Origin of the sequence: Pseudomonas argentinensis, assembly GCF_001839655.2 — a bacterium.
Taxonomy (GTDB): domain Bacteria; phylum Pseudomonadota; class Gammaproteobacteria; order Pseudomonadales; family Pseudomonadaceae; genus Aquipseudomonas; species Aquipseudomonas argentinensis_B.
In genome coordinates, this window is sequence record NZ_CP056087.1 from 4,222,317 (window position 1) to 4,240,268 (window position 17,952).

The 17,952-nt window shown below is 65.7% G+C and carries 13 protein-coding genes and 1 pseudogene; 8 read left to right on the top strand and 6 right to left on the bottom strand.

What is annotated here, in order from left to right; all coding sequences use genetic code 11:
• Positions 1–32 precede the first annotated feature (32 nt).
• Positions 33–1,484 (top strand): pyruvate kinase, encoded by a 1,452-nt coding sequence (gene pyk, locus SA190iCDA_RS19085; RefSeq protein WP_070885605.1) that lies wholly within the window; start codon positions 33–35, stop codon positions 1,482–1,484.
• Positions 1,485–1,542: 58 nt separating this feature from the next.
• On the opposite strand, the gene SA190iCDA_RS19090 is transcribed toward pyk, so the two are convergent.
• Positions 1,543–2,478, bottom strand: a complete 936-nt coding sequence (locus SA190iCDA_RS19090; RefSeq protein ID WP_070885606.1) for an iron-sulfur-binding ferredoxin reductase — start codon at positions 2,476–2,478, stop codon at positions 1,543–1,545.
• Complete coding sequence (locus SA190iCDA_RS19095; RefSeq protein WP_070885607.1) at positions 2,456–3,598, bottom strand: sensor domain-containing diguanylate cyclase; 1,143 nt, start codon at positions 3,596–3,598, stop codon at positions 2,456–2,458. The genes SA190iCDA_RS19090 and SA190iCDA_RS19095 overlap by 23 nt, the downstream gene beginning before the upstream one ends.
• A gap of 462 nt (positions 3,599–4,060) precedes the next feature.
• Here SA190iCDA_RS19095 and SA190iCDA_RS19100 point away from each other — a divergent pair, with 462 nt between their 5' ends.
• Entirely contained in the window at positions 4,061–5,584 is a 1,524-nt protein-coding gene (locus SA190iCDA_RS19100; protein ID WP_070885608.1) for a fumarate hydratase, read from the top strand.
• Between the two features lie 87 nt (positions 5,585–5,671).
• Here SA190iCDA_RS19100 and SA190iCDA_RS19105 read toward each other — a convergent pair whose 3' ends face one another.
• From SA190iCDA_RS19105 to SA190iCDA_RS19115, 3 genes are all read right to left on the bottom strand, one after another.
• Positions 5,672–8,095, bottom strand: coding sequence for a TonB-dependent siderophore receptor (locus SA190iCDA_RS19105; protein WP_070885775.1), 2,424 nt, complete (start codon positions 8,093–8,095; stop codon positions 5,672–5,674).
• Positions 8,096–8,196: 101 nt separating this feature from the next.
• Complete coding sequence (locus tag SA190iCDA_RS19110; RefSeq protein WP_070885609.1) at positions 8,197–9,177, bottom strand: FecR family protein; 981 nt, start codon at positions 9,175–9,177, stop codon at positions 8,197–8,199.
• A complete protein-coding gene (locus SA190iCDA_RS19115) occupies positions 9,174–9,761 on the bottom strand; it encodes an RNA polymerase sigma factor (protein ID WP_070885610.1) in 588 nt (195 codons plus the stop codon). Before SA190iCDA_RS19115 ends, SA190iCDA_RS19110 begins: the two co-directional genes overlap by 4 nt.
• A 145-nt stretch (positions 9,762–9,906) precedes the next feature.
• Between SA190iCDA_RS19115 and SA190iCDA_RS19120 the strand changes: the two genes are divergently transcribed.
• Both SA190iCDA_RS19120 and SA190iCDA_RS19125 read left to right on the top strand, forming a co-directional pair.
• Complete coding sequence (locus tag SA190iCDA_RS19120) at positions 9,907–10,581, top strand: DUF1028 domain-containing protein (RefSeq protein WP_070885611.1); 675 nt, start codon at positions 9,907–9,909, stop codon at positions 10,579–10,581.
• A gap of 117 nt (positions 10,582–10,698) precedes the next feature.
• A complete protein-coding gene (locus SA190iCDA_RS19125) occupies positions 10,699–11,247 on the top strand; it encodes a cysteine hydrolase family protein (RefSeq protein ID WP_070885612.1) in 549 nt (182 codons plus the stop codon).
• A 167-nt stretch (positions 11,248–11,414) separates the two neighbouring features.
• Here the strand turns inward: SA190iCDA_RS19125 and metE are convergent, their stop codons facing one another.
• Positions 11,415–13,727 (bottom strand): 5-methyltetrahydropteroyltriglutamate--homocysteine S-methyltransferase, encoded by a 2,313-nt coding sequence (metE, locus tag SA190iCDA_RS19130; protein WP_070885613.1) that lies wholly within the window; start codon positions 13,725–13,727, stop codon positions 11,415–11,417.
• A 192-nt stretch (positions 13,728–13,919) separates the two neighbouring features.
• Here metE and SA190iCDA_RS19135 point away from each other — a divergent pair, with 192 nt between their 5' ends.
• From SA190iCDA_RS19135 to SA190iCDA_RS19150, 4 genes and pseudogenes are all read left to right on the top strand, one after another.
• A complete protein-coding gene (locus SA190iCDA_RS19135) occupies positions 13,920–14,735 on the top strand; it encodes an AraC family transcriptional regulator (RefSeq protein ID WP_070885614.1) in 816 nt (271 codons plus the stop codon).
• A gap of 45 nt (positions 14,736–14,780) precedes the next feature.
• Positions 14,781–16,187 (top strand): NAD(P)/FAD-dependent oxidoreductase, encoded by a 1,407-nt coding sequence (locus SA190iCDA_RS19140; protein ID WP_070885615.1) that lies wholly within the window; start codon positions 14,781–14,783, stop codon positions 16,185–16,187.
• Between the two features lie 29 nt (positions 16,188–16,216).
• Positions 16,217–16,539 (top strand): annotated as a pseudogene (locus tag SA190iCDA_RS19145) (cupin domain-containing protein); the annotation flags it as partial.
• A gap of 322 nt (positions 16,540–16,861) precedes the next feature.
• Positions 16,862–17,938: a polyamine ABC transporter substrate-binding protein gene (locus SA190iCDA_RS19150; protein WP_139159472.1), complete on the top strand. Its 1,077-nt coding sequence runs from the start codon at positions 16,862–16,864 to the stop codon at positions 17,936–17,938.
• Positions 17,939–17,952: the final 14 nt, after the last annotated feature.

Genomic DNA, 17,952 nt, shown 5'->3' on the forward strand with positions numbered 1-17,952 from the left:
CTCGCGGTCTGCTTCAATCTAGGAGTCCGCGCATGACCGTTCGCCGCACCAAAATCGTCGCCACCCTCGGCCCAGCCAGCAACTCGCCGCAGATGCTGGAAAAGTTGATCCTGGCTGGGCTGGATGTCGCCCGTCTGAACTTCTCCCATGGCACGCCGGAAGAACACAAGGCACGCGCCCAGCTGGTACGCGACATCGCCGCCAAGCACGGCCGCCACGTGGCCCTGCTGGGCGACCTGCAAGGCCCGAAGATCCGTATCGCCAAGTTTGCCAACAAGCGTATCGAGCTGCAGGTCGGTGACCGCTTCACCTTCTCCACCAGCCATCCGCTGACCGAGGGCAACCAGCAGGTGGTCGGCATCGACTACCCGGACCTGGTCAAGGATTGTGGCGTGGGCGACGAGCTGCTGCTCGACGACGGTCGCGTGGTCATGCGCGTGGAAAGCACCACCCCCGATACCCTGGAATGCGTCGTGCTGATCGGCGGCCCGCTGTCCGACCATAAAGGCATCAACCGTCGCGGTGGCGGCCTGACCGCCCCGGCCCTGACCGAAAAGGACAAGGCCGACATCAAGCTGGCGGCGGAAATGGACCTGGATTACCTGGCCGTGTCCTTCCCCCGTGATGCAGCGGACATGGAATACGCCCGCCAACTGCGTGACGAAGCCGGTGGCAAGGCCTGGCTGGTCGCCAAGATCGAGCGCGCCGAAGCGGTGGCCAATGACGAAACCCTCGACGGCCTGATCAAGGCCAGCGACGTGGTGATGGTTGCCCGTGGCGACCTGGGTGTGGAAATCGGTGACGCCGAGCTGGTAGGCATCCAGAAGAAGATCATTCTCCACGCACGTCGCCACAACAAGGCGGTGATCGTTGCGACCCAGATGATGGAGTCGATGATCCAGAACCCGATGCCGACCCGTGCCGAAGTGTCCGACGTAGCCAACGCCGTGCTCGACTATACCGACGCCGTCATGCTGTCGGCCGAGAGCGCCGCTGGCGCCTACCCGCTGGAAGCCGTGCAGGCCATGGCGCGCATCTGCCTGGGCGCCGAGCGTCACCCCACCGGCAAGAGCTCCAGCCACCGCATCGGCAAGACCTTCGAGCGTTGCGACGAGAGCATTGCCCTGGCGGCCATGTACACGGCCAACCACTTCCCGGGCGTGAAGGCGATCATCGCCCTGACCGAGAGCGGCTACACGCCGCTGATCATGTCGCGCATTCGCTCCTCGGTGCCGATCTACTCGTTCTCCCCGCACCGCGACACCCAGGCGCGCTCGGCCATGTTCCGCGGCGTCTACACCATCCCCTTCGACCCGGCAGCCCTACCCCCGGGCGAAGTCAGCCAGGCTGCGGTGGACGAGCTGCTCAAGCGCGGCCTCGTCGAGCAGGGCGACTGGGTGATCCTCACCAAGGGCGACAGCTACCACACCATCGGTGGCACCAACGGCATGAAGATCCTGCATGTCGGTGACGCACTGGTCTGAGGACCAGCGCAGCAACAGGAAGGCCCGCATCGATGCGGGCCTTTTCATTGCCGAACACTTAGGCGTGGGGCAGGAACAGGTCGCTCAGTAGCTGGCTGCGCGGCAGACCGGCCAGGTACAAGCGCCGCGAAACGGCCTCCACGGTCTCGGGGCCACCGCAGAGCAAGGCTACCGTCTGCCGTGAAGCGGGCCGCAACGCGGCCAGGAATGCCGGCATGGCGGCCGCCTCGATCAACTCGACCTGTAGCTGTGGGTGGCGCTCGGCAAGCGCCAGCAATGGGGCCGCCAGGTAATGCTCGGCACCTGTGCTGGCCAGGTGCACGACGCGGATCGGCCCTCGATGATCCTGGCGCAGCGCCTCGCGCAGCAACGCCCACAAGGGGGCCAGGCCGGTTCCGGCGCCCAGTAGCCAAAGCGGGCGCTCCTGCCAGCCCGGGTCGTAGTGCAGTGCTGCGCCGCTCAACGCGCCCAGATGCAGGCTGTCGCCGACCTGCAGCTGGCGGGCGGCATCGCAGAAGGCGCCGGGCCGGCCACAGTCGATATGAAATTCAAGGCCGGCATCCTCGCCCGGCAGGCAGGCGAGCGAATAAGGTCGCGCGATACCGTCGGCCCATAGCAGCAGATGCTGGCCCGCCCGGTAACGCAGGGGTAGCTGCGGCTGCAGGCGCAGGCGCAATACCCGCGCGCTGAGCCACTCCACGGCCTGCACCTGTGCCGGCATGGCATCGCGGGTCGGGTCGAATACCTCCACCTGCAGCGGTTCGACCACGCTGCATTGGCAGGCCAGCCGCCAGCCCTGCTCGCGGCGCGGCGCATCGAGGGCGTCGGGTTTGGCGTCGCGCGGCTCGCCTGCCACGCAACGCACCAGGCAGGCCTGGCAACTGCCGGCGCGGCAGCTGTAGGGCACCGGCACACCGGCGGCGAGCAGCGCGTCGAGCAAATTGCAGGCCGGGGCGACGTCCCAGCAGCGATCACTCAGTTGCAGCCGGGGCATCGGTCAGCTCCCAGGTCGAGGCGCTGCGATTGCGACCGCTACGCTTGGCCTCATAGAGCGCCTGGTCGGCCCGGTGCAGGGCCTCATCGAGATTGTCGTGCATGGTCACCAGGGTCATTCCCACGGACAGGCTGAGATTGGGCACCTTAACATTAACCGGCTCGCATTCACTGAACGCTATGCGCAGACGCTCGCAGCAGGCCAGGAAGGAATCGGCATCGGTATCGGGTATCAGCAACACGAACTCCTCCCCTCCGTAGCGGGCGATCATGTCGCCCTCGCGCAGGCAGGCGCTGGCGACGCCGGCGAAGGCCTGCAGCACACGGTCGCCGGCGGCATGGCCGAAACGGTCATTGATGGTCTTGAAGTGATCCAGGTCGATCAGCGCCAGGCCATGCTGGCGAAGGGGCGTCAGGCCCTCCAGCGCCTGGGCGGCCATGCGCAGGAAATGCCGACGGTTGTACAGACCGGTGAGTTCGTCGGTGGCCACCATGTCCTCGAGCTGGCGCATCATGCCACGCAGGGTTTCCTGGTGCGCCTGCAGGGCGAAGCGACGTTTGCGCATGCGCTGGCGCATCTGCTGCATGTACCAGGCGAACAGGTTCAGCCAGGCCAGCACCAGGCCCAGCACGCAGATCTGCAGCACCGCCAGGCCGAGGTCGCGGGTGATACCCGCCTGGATCTCATAGAGGTTGACGGCCAGGAAGCTGACGAAGGCCAGGCACGCACAGCGAAAGAACACCCAGGTGCGCAGCTGGAACAGGCCGAACAGCATGGACATGGGATACACCACCAGCAACGTGCCGCGCCCGTGATCGAGCATGGCGACCAGCGCCGTGGTCAGCCCCAGGGCGACCAGCACCTGCACCTCGGTCAGGCTCGGGTCGCCGAAGCCCAGGTTACGGCCGCTGACGAACACCCCGAGAAACGCCATCTGGCTGCTGATGGCGGCGGCCAGCAGCAGGATGACCGCACTGCCGGGTACGCTGAACAGATCGCATGAATAGGCGACCAGTACGACGGAGGAGATCGACAGGTAGGTGGCCACGGCCATACCGAAGCGCTTGAGCAGCAGGCACTGCAGGGTATTTTTATTGATTTGCTGGTTGCTGGAGGTCATGGGCTCCCTCCCATACTGGCAACTGGCCTCCACTCTAACCGTGCGCCATGAAAAAGCCTAGGGTCTGTTCCCGTTTCACGCACGGCCGCGCCGGAGCCAGTTTTTGCGCGAGGCAAGGCACGAGATGCGAAGTTTGGCGGGCCAAATGAGCCATCGAGTAACGCCGCATCGCGCAAAAACTGGCCCGGCCCTTTGGGTTGCGCGGGAAATGGCCTCCGCTGTCGTTGCAGGACTTGGCAAGGGAACGACCATTCCCTGCGTCCTGCGCCTAACCGGAGGCTATTTCTCGCAGCAACGCGGCTCGCGCTGAAACGGGAACAGACCCTAGTGACCTTATGGAGTTATCGCGGCCGTTCAACGGGTGTCCCGGGCGCCGCCCCCGCGGTATACTGCCGCGCCTTTTAGAACGCGCCGGCAACGTTCCGGCATTTGAAGTTCCTGCCCTACAAGGGAGCGCCCCACATGACCGTGATCAAGCAAGACGACCTGATCCAGAGCGTCGCCGACGCCCTGCAGTTCATCTCCTATTACCACCCCGTCGACTTCATCCAGGCGATGCACGAAGCCTACCTGAGGGAAGAATCGCCGGCCGCCCGCGACTCCATGGCGCAGATCCTCATCAACTCGCGCATGTGTGCCACCGGCCACCGCCCGATCTGCCAGGACACCGGCATCGTCACCGTATTCGTCAAAGTGGGTATGGACGTGCGCTGGGACGGCGCCACCATGAGCCTGGACGACATGATCAACGAAGGCGTACGCCGCGCCTACAACCTGCCGGAAAACGTCCTGCGCGCCTCGATCCTGGCCGACCCGGCAGGTAGCCGCAAGAACACCAAGGACAACACCCCGGCGGTGATCCACTACTCCATCGTTCCTGGCGACAAGGTGGAAGTGGACGTCGCGGCCAAGGGCGGCGGCTCCGAGAACAAGTCGAAGATGGCCATGCTCAACCCCTCCGACTCCATTGTCGACTGGGTACTCAAGACCGTGCCGACCATGGGCGCTGGCTGGTGCCCGCCGGGCATGCTCGGCATCGGCATCGGCGGTACCGCCGAAAAGGCCGCGGTGATGGCCAAGGAAGTACTCATGGAGCACATCGACATCCATGAACTGCAGGCCCGCGGCCCGCAGAACAAGATCGAAGAACTGCGTCTGGAGCTGTTCGAGAAGGTCAACCAGCTGGGCATCGGCGCCCAGGGCCTGGGCGGCCTGACCACCGTGCTCGACGTCAAGATCATGGATTACCCGACCCACGCCGCCTCCTTGCCGGTGTGCATGATCCCCAACTGCGCCGCCACTCGCCACGCCCACTTCGTGCTCGATGGCAGCGGCCCGGCCGAGCTGGAAGCGCCGCCCCTGGACGCCTACCCGGAAATCGTCTGGGAAGCCGGCCCGTCGGCGCGCCGCGTCGACCTCGACACTCTGACCCCGGAAGACGTGCAGAGCTGGAAGCCGGGTGAAACCATCCTGCTCAACGGCAAGATGCTCACCGGCCGCGACGCCGCGCACAAGCGCATGGTCGAGATGCTCAACAAGGGTGAACAGCTGCCGGTCGACCTGAAAGGCCGCTTCATCTACTACGTGGGCCCGGTCGACCCGATCGGCGACGAAGTGGTTGGCCCGGCTGGCCCGACCACCGCCACGCGGATGGACAAGTTCACCCGGCAGATCCTCGAGCAGACCGGCCTGTTGGGCATGATCGGCAAATCCGAGCGCGGTCCAACCGCCATCGATGCCATCAAGGACAACAAGGCCGTGTACCTGATGGCCGTCGGTGGCGCCGCCTACCTGGTGGCCCAGGCGATCAAGAAGTCCAAGGTGCTGGCGTTCGCCGAGCTGGGCATGGAAGCGATCTACGAGTTCGAGGTCAAGGACATGCCGGTTACCGTCGCCGTCGACAGCAACGGCGAGTCGGTGCACATCACCGGCCCGGCAATCTGGAACAAGAAGATCGCCGAAAGCCTGGCGGTGGAAGTGCAGTAAGACAGCTACAAACTACAAACTACAAGCTGCGAGTAGGAGCGTTACGCGCTTTCACTTTCAGCTTGAGGCTTGTAGCTTGCAGCTCACCTAGAACTCCAGGGTGCTGGAGAGCTGCAGCTGGCGCGGCTCGCCAACCGAGACGGCGAGGTTGTTCACCGACGAGCTGTAGTAGGTCTTGTCGAACAGGTTCTTCAGGTTGAGCTGCAGCTTGAGCTTGCTGTCGCCCAGGCGGGTGTCGTAGCTGGTGAAGGCATCGGCCACGGTGTAGGACGGCAAGGTGAAGCTGTTGGCCGCATCGCCTTCCCGGTCACCCACGTAGCGAGCCCCCACACCGGCGCGCACACGGTCCGCACCGAACAGCTGACCGAAGTCGTAGACGCCATACAGCGACGCGGTGTGTCGGGCGACGTTCTGCAGGCCATTGCCCTTGAGTTCCGGGTCCTTTGTCACTTCGGCATCGGTAAAGGCGTAGGTGCCGATCAGGCTGAGGTCGTCGGTCAGTTGCCCGGTCACGTCCAGCTCGACACCGCGGGAGCGCACTTCGCCCGCACCGGTGGCAAAGGTTTCACCGCCCACGGTCTGGGTCACCAGCACGTTCTCCTTGACGATATCGAACAGCGCCAGGGTGCCGGTGATGCGTCCGGGCCTATCCAGCTTGGCGCCGACTTCCCAGCTCTTGCCCTCCTCCGGCGGCACGCCGTTGATGGAGGCGCCATTGGTCAGCGGTGCGATGGTCGAGTTGGGCTTGAACGACTCGGTGTAACCGCCATACAGCGACAGCTCGTCGTTGAGTTTGTACACCAGGCCGACACGCGGCACCCAGAGCTGGCCATCGATATCGGTGTTCTTGTTGAACGGCCGGCCGCGCCCGGACATCTGGTCATAGAGCTGATAGCGGGCGCCGGCGACGAAGATCCACTGCTCGCCCAAGTGCACCGAATCCTGGAAGAACGCCGACTGGGTGACCACCCGATCGGTCTGGTCGCTGTCGCTGGCAACCACCGTTGTCGGTACCGGCACGTTGCCATAGACCGGGTTGAACGGGTCGAAACGGACGGCGGTGTTCTGGCGCAGCAGGTCCTCACGGTAGAACTTGCGGTATTCGTGGTCCACGCCCATCAACAGGTCGTGCTGCATGCCGCCAAGCTGCACCGTGCCATCCAGATCGAAGGTGGCGAAGTGCGAGGTGCTGACGGCTCCGCGGGTGCCATCCAGGCGGCGGACGTAGTCGTTGCTGGTTTGCGAGGCGGGCTCACGGAAGATCCGCGCCTGATAATCGTCGTAGCGGTCACGGTTGTAGCTGTAAGCGAAGTGCGCTTTCCAGTCTTCGTTGAGCTGATGCGACAGGTCGAAGAGGGTCAGGTGCGAGCGGCCATCGGTGATGTTGTAGGCCTCGTCCAGTCGGCGCTCGGCGGGAATGTCCAGCGGCTTGCCGTTACGGAAGATGGTGCCGCGATCGAACGGCACCGAATACTCGCGGTACTCGTGGCTGAGGGTCACCGTGGTGTCTTCGCCGTACCAGGCCAGCGAGGGCGCGAAGGTCTTGTCGCGGTTGGTGCCGAAACTGCGCCAGTAGTCGGCGTCGTCATAATCGGCGACCAGGCGGTAAGCCAGGCCGGTTTCGCCCAGCGGGCCGGTGACATCCAGGGTGCCGCCGCTGCCGTTCTTGCCATGGCCGTAGGTTGAAGCCCGACCGGTGACGGCGCGGTAGCTCTCCAGCTGCGGCTTCTTGCTCACCACGTTGATCACGCCGCCCGGATCGAGAATGCCGTAGAGCATCGACGACGGCCCCTTGAGCACTTCGACGCGCTCGGCAGTGGCGGTGAAGTTGCGGCCCTGGATGGTGCGCATGCCGTCGCGCAGGATAGAGCCATCGCGGTTGTCACCAAAGCCACGCTTCATCACCGCATCCAGGGTGCCACCCAGGGTATTGGATTGGGTGATGCCGCTGACGTTGGCCAGCGCCTCGTCGAGGGTCTGCGGCTGCTGATCCTGCAGCGCCTGGGCCGGCACCACGGCGACGGCCTGGGGGATCTCCAGCAGCGGCGTATCGCTGCGGGTCAGCGAGGTGGTTTCCGGCGGCTGGTAGCTGGCGCTCGACGTGCGCTGCGACTGGATGTTCACCGCGCCCAGACTCACCGCGCCGTCAGCGGGCAGCGCCTGCAAGGTCACGGTGTTAGCGCCTGCTCGGCCGAAGGTGAAGCCGGAGCCGGCCAGCAACCGGGCAAGCGCCTGCTCGGCGCTCATGCGCCCCTGCAAGGCCGGCGCCTGCACGCTGTAAGGCGCGTCGTCGGTGTACACCACGTTGAGGCCGGTGGTGCGGCTGAACGCGTCGAGCGCCTGGGGCAATGGCTGGGCGGCGATGGCGAAGGCGTAGGTCGCGGCCTGATCGGCAGAGGCCTGGGCCAGCACGCCCGGTGCCAGGGGCAGCAGCGACGTGCCCAGCAGCCAGGTGGCCAGGCCGAGGTGTTTCAGGGCAGCATCCTGTCGGCGCTTGATGCGGTGATTCATGATGTTCTTCATCCCGGGGGCTGCTCAGTGCGAAAAAGTCGCATTCACAGCACTACACGGATGCCACCTGCACGTACCTCACCCCTGCCTGAAAATATTTTTCAGCGCAGGATGATCAGCCGCCCCAGCACCCTGTGCTGCTCGAAGCCGACCACGCCCTGCAGGGCATCGAGAATCGCCCCGGGATCCTGGCTGGCGAAGCTGCCGCTGACTCGCTTGCCGCGCAGCTCGTCGTTGAGCAGCACGATGCGTCCCGGGTGATAACGGCGCAGCTCATCGAGCACCTCGCCCAGGGGCGCGCGGTAGAAACTCAGGCGGCCATCGCGCCAGGCGGTCAGGGCACTGGTATCGACGGCCAGGGGATTGCCGCTGACGCCATCGGCATAACTGACCTGCTGATCGGCCGTCAGCACCCGAGGCGCCTCCAACGGCCCGCCGCGCACCGCCACCCGCCCCTGCAGCACCGACACCCGGGCGCCCTCGCCCAGGCGGCGCACCTCGAAACGGGTGCCGAGCACCCGCGCCTCGCCACCGGCCGCGGCGACGGTAAAGGGAATCACCCCCGCAACCACGCTGAAGTACGCTGCGCCGCGGCGCAGCTCCACATGGCGTTCGCCCGCGCTGTAGCGCACGGCGATGGCGCTGTCGGCGTCCAGCACCACGCTCGAGCCATCGGCCATGGTTACGCTGCGCACCTCGCCCGGCGCCGACACCCAGTCCGCGCCCAGGTCATCGGCCCAGCGCAGCGGCTGCCAGCCGCCGGCCCATACCACCAGCAGCAGGCAGGCGGCCATCGCCAGGGTCGGCGCCCAGTACCGGCGGGTGCTCCCAGGCGGGCGCAGATACTGCTGCAGGGCCGCGGCGTCTTCATCGGCCAGCAGCTGGGCGGCCGGGCGGCTCAGGTGCCAGAGCGCCTGCATGCGTACGAAGGTGTCGACATGCTCGGGGGCGGCGGCCAGCCAGCGCTCGAAAGCCATCTGCACGGCATCGCCGGGCTGCCCCTGCAGGCGGCCGAGCCACAGCCAGGCGTCCTGTTCGATGCGCGATAGCGGCTCTTGCTGCCGATAGGTTGGCTGACTCATGGCGCGACGCTTCCGTGTGAAGGGACGGCCGGCGTATCGACGACGCTGGCCTTGCAGGCTTGCAGGGCGCGCATCATATGTTTTTCCACCGCGCTCTGGGAAAGCGCCATGCCGCGGGCGATCTGCCCGTAGGTCTGGCCGTGGATGCGGTTGAGCAGAAAGATATGCCGGGTGCGCTCCGGCAACGCCCGCAAGGCCGCCTCGACGCGGCGCAGATCACTGCCCGCCTCCAGGGCCGCATCCGGTGAAAGGCTAGAGTCGCCACGCTGCTCGGGCAGCAGGCCCGCCTCGCTACGGGTGCGTGCGTCCTCGCTGCGCAGGTGGTCGATGGCCAGATTATGGGCACTGCGGATCAGGTAGCTGCCCAGGTCTTCGAGGGGTGCACCGGGCCGCCGCCAGAAGCGCAGAAACAGCTCCTGCAGCAGATCCGCCGCAGTCGCCCTGCAGCCGACGCGCCGGCGCAATACCGCCTCCATCTGTTCACGACGGGCGAGAAAGGTGCGCAGGAACGCGTCAGGTTGCACCGGTTCCGTCACGGACGGATCGGGCTGGCGAGGTTCGGGCGAGGACGGGAGATCGACCATGTAAACGGCTGCTCGTGGCGATACGGACAGAAACGAAGCGGCAAAATAGCGAATGATAATGCTTATCAACAAATACCGATACACGACACGCGGAACGATCACCCGCGGGACGGGGCCTAAGCCACACGCGCACACAGGAGCCGCCATGACCTTTTCCATCGTTGCCCGCTGCCCGAGAACCGGCCAGTTCGGCGTTGCCGCCGCCACCGCCATGCCCGCCGTGGGCAAATTGCTCAGCCATGCCGCCGCTGGCGCAGGTGCCGTGGCGACCCAGGCCCAGGTCAACCCGTACCTGGGGCTCGACGGCCTGGCGCTGCTGCGCGCGGGCCATTCGGCGCCTGCCGCCTTGAAGCAGCTGATGGACACCGACCCCTGCATGCAGCTGCGCCAGTTGGCGCTGATCGACCGTAACGGCGACAGCGTGTGCTGGACGGGCAGTGAATGCATTCCCTGGGCCGGCTCGCTGTCCGGCGAGCAGTTCTCGGTGCAGGGCAACCGCCTGGCCGGCCCGCAGGTGCTCGATGCCGTCGCCGATGCCTTTCGCCTGGGTGAGGAGCGGCCGCTGGTCGAGCGCCTGATCGACGCCCTGGAAGCGGGCGATGACCGTGGCGGCGATCGCGAAGGCGAGTCCTCGGCGGTGATCTATATCGTCGATCGCGAGGAATATCCGCTGTGGGACATTCGCGTCGACCACCATCTCGACCCGGTCGCCGAGCTGTGGCGCCTGCACGCCGTGTTCGCCCGCGACGTGCTGCCGGAAATCCTCGCCATGCCCACCCGCGACAATCCGGCGGGCAAGGCAGCCGAAGATTCGGTCTGAGATGGTCCCAATCGTGGCTCGGGGTGAGTGTCGCACCACCCGCCCCCGCCTCCTGCACCTCCCGCTTTGGCAGCGGGCGGGTTAATGTGGGGGACGTCCCTTATCACGGAAACCAACATGAGCAAGCGCGCCCTGATCCTGATCGATATCCAGAACGACTACTTCACCGGCGGCAAGTGGTCGCTGCATGGCATGGACAGCGCCGCCGGCAATGCCGCGCGCGTTCTGGCCGCCGCGCGCTCTGCCGGTGATACGGTGGTGCATGTGCGCCATGAGTTCGAAAGCGCCGACGCACCGTTCTTCGCGCCCGGCTCCAGCGGTGCGCAGATCCACAGCGATGTGAAGCCGCTGGCCGGCGAGCCGGTTGTGCTCAAGCACAAGGTCAATGCGTTTCTCGGTACGGATCTGAAAGCGCAGCTGGACAAGGCCGGCGTGCAGGAGGTCACCCTGGTCGGCGCCATGAGCCATATGTGCATCGACGCCGCGGCCCGCGCGAGCGCCGATTTCGGTTACGCCACCACGGTGATCCACGATGCCTGCGCGACCCGTGATCAGGAATTCGCAGGCCAGCAGGTGCCGGCCGCGCAGGTGCAGGCGGCCTATATGGCGGCCCTGGCATTTGCCTATGCGACGGTGGTGTCGGCCGAGCAGTATCTGGCGGGCTGAACAGCTATCGGCCAAAGCCCGCGAGCCAGCATCAGGCAGCGCCTGCATGTGTGGGAGCGCGCCATGCGCGCGATATCACGGGCATGGATCAGGCACCCCCGCCCGTTCCCACATGAGAACGGGTCGTTGGCGACACCGCAGGGTTTAACTAGCGACGACCCGAAATCTCACGCCAGCTCTCTGCGCAGCTGCCGCGCCGCTGCCACCATATTGACCAACGCCGCCTCGGTCTCCGGCCAGCCGCGGGTCTTCAGGCCGCAGTCCGGGTTGACCCATAGGCGCTCGGCGGGAATACGGCGCACCGCCTTGCGCATCAGCTTGACCATCTCGGCGGTGTCCGGCACCCGCGGCGAATGGATGTCGTAGACGCCCGGGCCGATTTCATTGGGGTACTCGAAGGCCTCGAAGGCGTCCAGCAGCTCCATGTCCGAGCGCGAGGTCTCGATGGTGATCACGTCGGCATCCATGGCGGCGATGGACTCGATCACGTCGTTGAATTCGCTGTAGCACATGTGGGTGTGGATCTGGGTTTCGTCGCGCACACCGCTGGCACACAGGCGGAACGACTCGGTCGCCCAATCCAGGTAGCGCTGCCACTCGGCCTTGCGCAGCGGCAGGCCTTCGCGGAACGCCGCCTCGTCGATCTGGATGATCTTGATGCCGGTCGCCTCCAGATCCACCACTTCATCGCGCAGTGCCAGGGCCAACTGGCGGGCCTGCAGTTCGCGGCTGACGTCCTCGCGAGGGAACGACCACATCAGCATGGTCACCGGGCCGGTGAGCATGCCCTTCATCACCTTGCCCGTCAGGCTCTGGGCATAGCGGATCCACTCCACGGTCATGGCTTTCGGGCGGCTCAGGTCGCCATAGATGATCGCCGGTTTGACGCAGCGTGAGCCGTAGCTCTGCACCCAGCCGAAGCGGGTGAACAGGTAGCCGTCGAGCTGCTCGGCGAAGTACTCGACCATATCGTTGCGCTCGGCCTCGCCGTGCACCAGTACGTCCAGGCCCAGGCGTTCCTGAATCTCCACCGCATGGCGAATCTCGCTGTGCATCGCATCGGTGTAATCGCCCAGCGACAGCTTGCCCTGCTTGAACGCCTGGCGGGCCAGGCGGATCGCCGAGGTCTGCGGGAAAGAGCCGATGGTGGTGGTCGGGAATGGCGGCAGGGCCAGGCCAACACGCTGTTTGGCGATACGCTGGGCAAACGGTGAACGGCGCTGGCTGTCACTGGCCTTCACCGCTGCCAGGCGGGCCTGAACCTGGGGTTTGTGAATCCGTGGCGACGCCGCCCGGCTGGCCTGCACGGCGCGGCTTTCGGCCAGCGCCTTGTGTACCCCGGGGGCATCGGGCTGGTTGACGGCCCGTGCCAGCAGCGCCACCTCGGCGCACTTCTGGGTGGCGAAAGCCAGCCAGCTTTTCAGCTCGGCATCCAGCCCCTCTTCACGGGCCAGGTCGACCGGGCTGTGGAGCAGCGAGCAGGAGGGAGCCACCCACAGGCGTTCGCCGAGCCGGCTGTGGGCATGAGCGATCACCGCCAGGGCCTTTTCCAGGTCGCAGCGCCACACGTTGCGGCCGTTGACCACGCCCAGGGACAGCACCTTGTAGGCCGGCAGGCGGTCGACAATGGTCGGGTACTGCTCTGGCGCGCGCACCAGGTCGATGTGCAAACCGTCCACCGGCAGGTTGGCGGCCAGGCCGAGGTTGTCTTCCAGGCCCCCGAAGTAGGTGGCGATCAGCTTCTTCAGCGGCTCACGCTGCAGGCTGTTGTAGGCGCGCTCGAAGGCGTTCTTCCAGTCCTGGGGCAAGTCGAGCACCAGGATCGGCTCGTCGATCTGCACCCATTCCACGCCCTGCTCGGCGAGGCGCTGGAAGATCTGCCCGTAGAGCGGCAGCAGGCGTTCGAGCAACTCCAGCTTGTCGAAGCCCTGGGCCTCGCCCTTGAGCTTGCCCAGCCACAGGTAGGTCAGCGGGCCGATCACCACCGGCTTGACGCTGTGACCGAGGGCATGGGCTTCGGCGACTTCCTCGAACAGCTGCTCCCAGCTGAGGGCGAACTGCTGGTCGGCGGTGAACTCGGGCACCAGGTAGTGGTAGTTGGTATCGAACCACTTGGTTAGCTCCAGTGCATGAAGGGGCTGCGCATGGGCACCGCCGCAGCAGGCATCGCTGCTCACGCCACGGGCCATGGCGAACAGGGTGTCCAGGGTCGGCTTGCCATCCGCCGGGCGGAAGCGCTCGGGAATCACCCCGAAGGTCAGCGAGTGGGCCAGCACCCCGTCATACCAGGCGAAGTCGCCGACCGGCAGCAGGTCGATGCCGGCATCCTTCTGCACCTGCCAGTGGCGGGCGCGCAGCTCGCGGCCCACGGCGCGCAGGCCGGCTTCGTCCAGCTCGCCTTTCCAAAAGGCCTCCTGGGCTTTTTTCAGTTCGCGGTCACGTCCGATTCGGGGGAATCCGAGGCTGTGTGCCAGGGCCATGGCGATATCTCCAATGCATAAATGATGGCGTGCATTGTCGAGGGGCCAGCTGAGTGAAACAAACTCAACCTTTTAACGTTAAAAACAAGTTATCCTCATGTTCAAGCCACCCGGCCCATGAGCACAGCTCCTCGGCTTGAGGTGCCTGGCGCAGTCGGGCAATCTGGCGACAGCCCTCTGGACCCAACCGGCATGCCTGAGCTTCCCGACGACCCCGCCCAGACCGAACGCACCCGCGAAACCGTGCTGCGCTACCACTACAGCTGGAAGTACCGCGACCTGGAGGCGGTGATGGCGCTCTATCACCCCGAGGTCGAGTACCACGACTTCTTCCTCAACCGCGCCATGGGCCTGGCCGAGCTGCGCGACTACGTGCTCAGCACCATGCCGCGCCACCCGGAGGAAGCGCTGGAGCATACCGACCGCATCCGTATCGACGGCCACACCGCGTTCATCCAGTACCGCACCACGCTGCATGGCGGCGAGGGCCTGGTGTCGTTCCGTACCGCCGAGGCCATCACCGTGCGCGACGGGCTGATCTGGCGGGTCAACGAATACGCCTCGCTGGTGCACGAAGGGCCGGATGCGCGGGCGCCGATCCAGAGCAACGCGGCGATCAGCAAGCTGGGGCTGTCGACCCGCCAGCTGGGTTTCATGGCCCAGGACCTGCAGGATTACTTCCAGGGTCGCCAGCCCTTTCTGAATCCGGCCCTGAGCCTGCAGCAGGTGGCCAGCGCCACCGGCTACAGCCGCAACCAGATGTCCTACCTGCTCAACCAGGTGCTCGGCCAAAGCTTCTACCGCTACGTCAACCAGGCGCGCCTGCAGCACCTGCTCGAACGCCTGCAGGCCGGCAGCGACCTGCGGCGCATGGACGAACTGGCCTTCGAAGCCGGCTTCAACTCCCTGACCGCCTTCTACAGCACCTTCCGCCGCCATACCGGAATGACGCCAAAGGCCTATTTGAAAGACCTTTACGCGCGGACACGCACGCAAGACAACTGCTGAGTCGGCCACTAGGCTTGCCCTATACATCTCGTGTGGAAGCGGTGCATGAACGACTGGCGCAACATCAGCCTGTGGATGGATCAACTGGATGAGCCGCTGACCCCGCGCCCGTCGCTGCCCGGCGACCTGCAGGCCGACGTGGCCATCATCGGCGCCGGGTATACCGGGCTGTGGACGGCCTACTACCTCAAGCGCCAGGCACCCGAGCTGCGTATCGTCATCCTCGAAGCGAAGATCGCCGGTTTCGGCGCCTCTGGTCGCAACGGCGGCTGGCTGATGGGCAACCTGCTTGGCGAGGATCGCCTGCTCGCCGGCCTCACCCCACAGGCACGGCGGGAATCCTACGACCTGCTGCACGGCATTCCCGATGAGGTCGGTCAGGTGCTGCAGCGCGAAGGCATCGACTGCGACTACCGCAAGGGCGGTGTGCTGTATTGCGCGGCCCGCTACCCGGAGCAGGAGCTGCGCCTGCGCGAATACCTGCGCGGCTACCGTGAGGAAGGCCTGAACGAGGCCGACTATCGTTGGCTGCCCGCTGAGGAACTGGCGCAACAGCTGCGCATCCCGGGCGCCTATGGGGCGATTCACACCCCGCATTGCGCGACCATCCAGCCGGCCCGCCTGGTCCGTGGCCTGGCCCGCTGCGTCGAGGCCATGGGCGTGAGCATCTATGAAGGCACCCCAGCCCTGAGCTGGCAGGCCGGCAGCGTGCGCTGCGAGGCTGGTGAGGTGCGCGCCGACTGGGTGGTGCCGGCCGTCGAGGGTTACTCGCCCAGGCTGCCGCCGCTGGGGCGCCACCAGATTCCCGTGCAGAGCCTGATCGTCGCCACCGAACCGCTACCGGCCTCGACATGGGCGGAAATCGGCCTGGAGCGCGGCCAGGCGTTCAGCGAAGCCAGCCGCCAGGTCACCTACGGCCAGCGCAGCCGCGACGACCGGCTGATCTTTGGCGCCCGCGGCGGCTATCGCTTCGGCAGCCGCCTGCGGGGCGACTTCAACCTCAGCGACGAAGAGCGTGGCCTGCGCCGCTATCTGTTCAGCGAGCTGTTCCCGCAACTGCGCAGCGTGCGCATCACCCATGCCTGGGGCGGCAACCTGGGCATGGCGCGGCGCTTTCACCCGCACATGCTCTGCGACCGCAGCGCCGGCATCGCCCTGTCCGGCGGTTATGGCGGCGAAGGCGTGGGCGCCAGCAACCTCGGTGGCCGCACCCTGGCCGACCTGATTCTCGGCCACAGCACCCCGCTCACTCGCCAACCCTGGGTACGCCACGACACCCGCGTGCAGGATCTGCCGCGCTGGGAGCCGGAACCCTGCCGCTGGCTGGGATACAACGCCATCATCCGCAGCTTCGTGCGCGAAGACAAACTGCTGGCCGACCCCTCCAGCCGGCCCTGGCAGCGCTACATGGCCCAGCGCATCGCCAGCCTGATGGAAGGCTTCATGAGGTGAACACCCCTCCCAAACCCAAGGTTGCCCGCATGACCATCACCCATTTCCGCGACACCGCAAACGTCGCACTCGACGAACACAACCCGGTCGCCGTACCGCTCAGCGAGCCCGCAGCCATCACCTCGGTGACCTGCGGGAGCGCGACGATGGCGTGGAAACCGGCATCTGGGAATGCACGCCCGGCCGCTGGCGCCGGCAGATCGTGCAGCAGGAGTTCTGCCACTTCATCGCCGGGCGCTGCACCTTCATTCCCGACGTGGGCGAGCCGATCGAGATCAAAGCCGGCGACGCCCTCATGTTGCTGGCCAACACTGAAGGGGCTGCTCCCGTTTCAACGCACCCGCGCCGGAGCCAGCTTTACCGCGAGGCAAGGCGCGAGCCGCGAGGTTTGGCGGGCCAAATGAGTCGGCGAGAAACGCAGCATCGCGGCAAAACTGGCCCGGCCCTTCGGGTTGCGCGGGAAATCACGCCATGCGTCGTTGGAGGACTTGAAAAGGGAATGCCATTTACTGCGTCCTCCGCCTAGCCTGCGTGATTTCTCGCTGCAACGCGGTGCGCGCTGAAACGGGAGCAGCCCCTAGGTGTGGGACATACAAGAAACGCTGCGCAAGACTTATGTACTGATTTTCTGACTGCTGCCTCCACAACATCGATAACAACGGTTGAGGTCTCCCATGCTGAAAACGCTTATCCCGCTGATGCTCGTCGCCTCGGTCAGCCAGGCGGCGCAGGACGTGCGCATCTACAACTGGACCGACTACATCGCCCCCGACACGCTGAAGAACTTCCAGCAGGCCAGCGGCGTAACGCCCCACTACGACGTTTACGACAGCAACGAAACCCTCGACGCCAAACTGATGGCCGGCCGCTCCGGCTATGACGTGGTGTTCCCCTCCAACCACTTCATGGCCCGGCAGATCCAGGGTGGCGCGCTCAAGGAGCTGGACAAGAGCCAACTGCCCAACTGGAAGAACCTCAACCCCACGCTGCTCAAGGCCCTGGAAGGTAACGACCCGGGCAACCAGCACGGCTTCCCCTATTTGTGGGGCAGCACCGGCATCGGCTACAACGTCGAGAAGGTCAAGGCCGTGCTCGGAAGCGATGTGCCGCTGGATTCCTGGGACCTGATCTTCAAACCCGAGCTGATGGCCAAGCTGAGCAAATGCGGCGTGGCGATTCTCGACAATGGCCCGGAAATGCTGCCCATCGCCCTGCACTACCTGGGCCTGCCACATCACAGCCAGAAGCCCGAGGACTACAAGAAGGCCGAAGCGCTGCTGATGGAGATGCGCAAAAACGTCGCCTACTTCCACTCCTCCAAATACGTGGGCGAGCTGGCCAACGGCGACGTGTGCATGGCGGTCGGCTTCTCCGGCGACATCATGCAGGCCAGCGCCCGCGCCAGGGAGGCCGGCAACGGCGTCGACATCGCCTACGTGATCCCCAAGGAAGGCGCGCCGATGTGGTTCGACATGGTCGCCATGCCAGAGGATGCGCCCAATGAAAAGGCTGCCTACGCCTTTATGAACTACCTGCTCGAGCCAGAGGTGATCGCCGCCATCAGCGACCATGTGCACTACGCCAATGGCAACAGCCAGGCAGACGGGCTGGTCGACCCGACACTCAAGGCCGATACCACCGTCTACCCGCCCGATGAGGTGATGGAAAAACTCTACGCCCTGGAAGCCATGCCGCTGAACATCGACCGCATCCGCACGCGGATCTGGACCAAGGTGAAAAGCGGCACTTGATACCGTTACGAAGG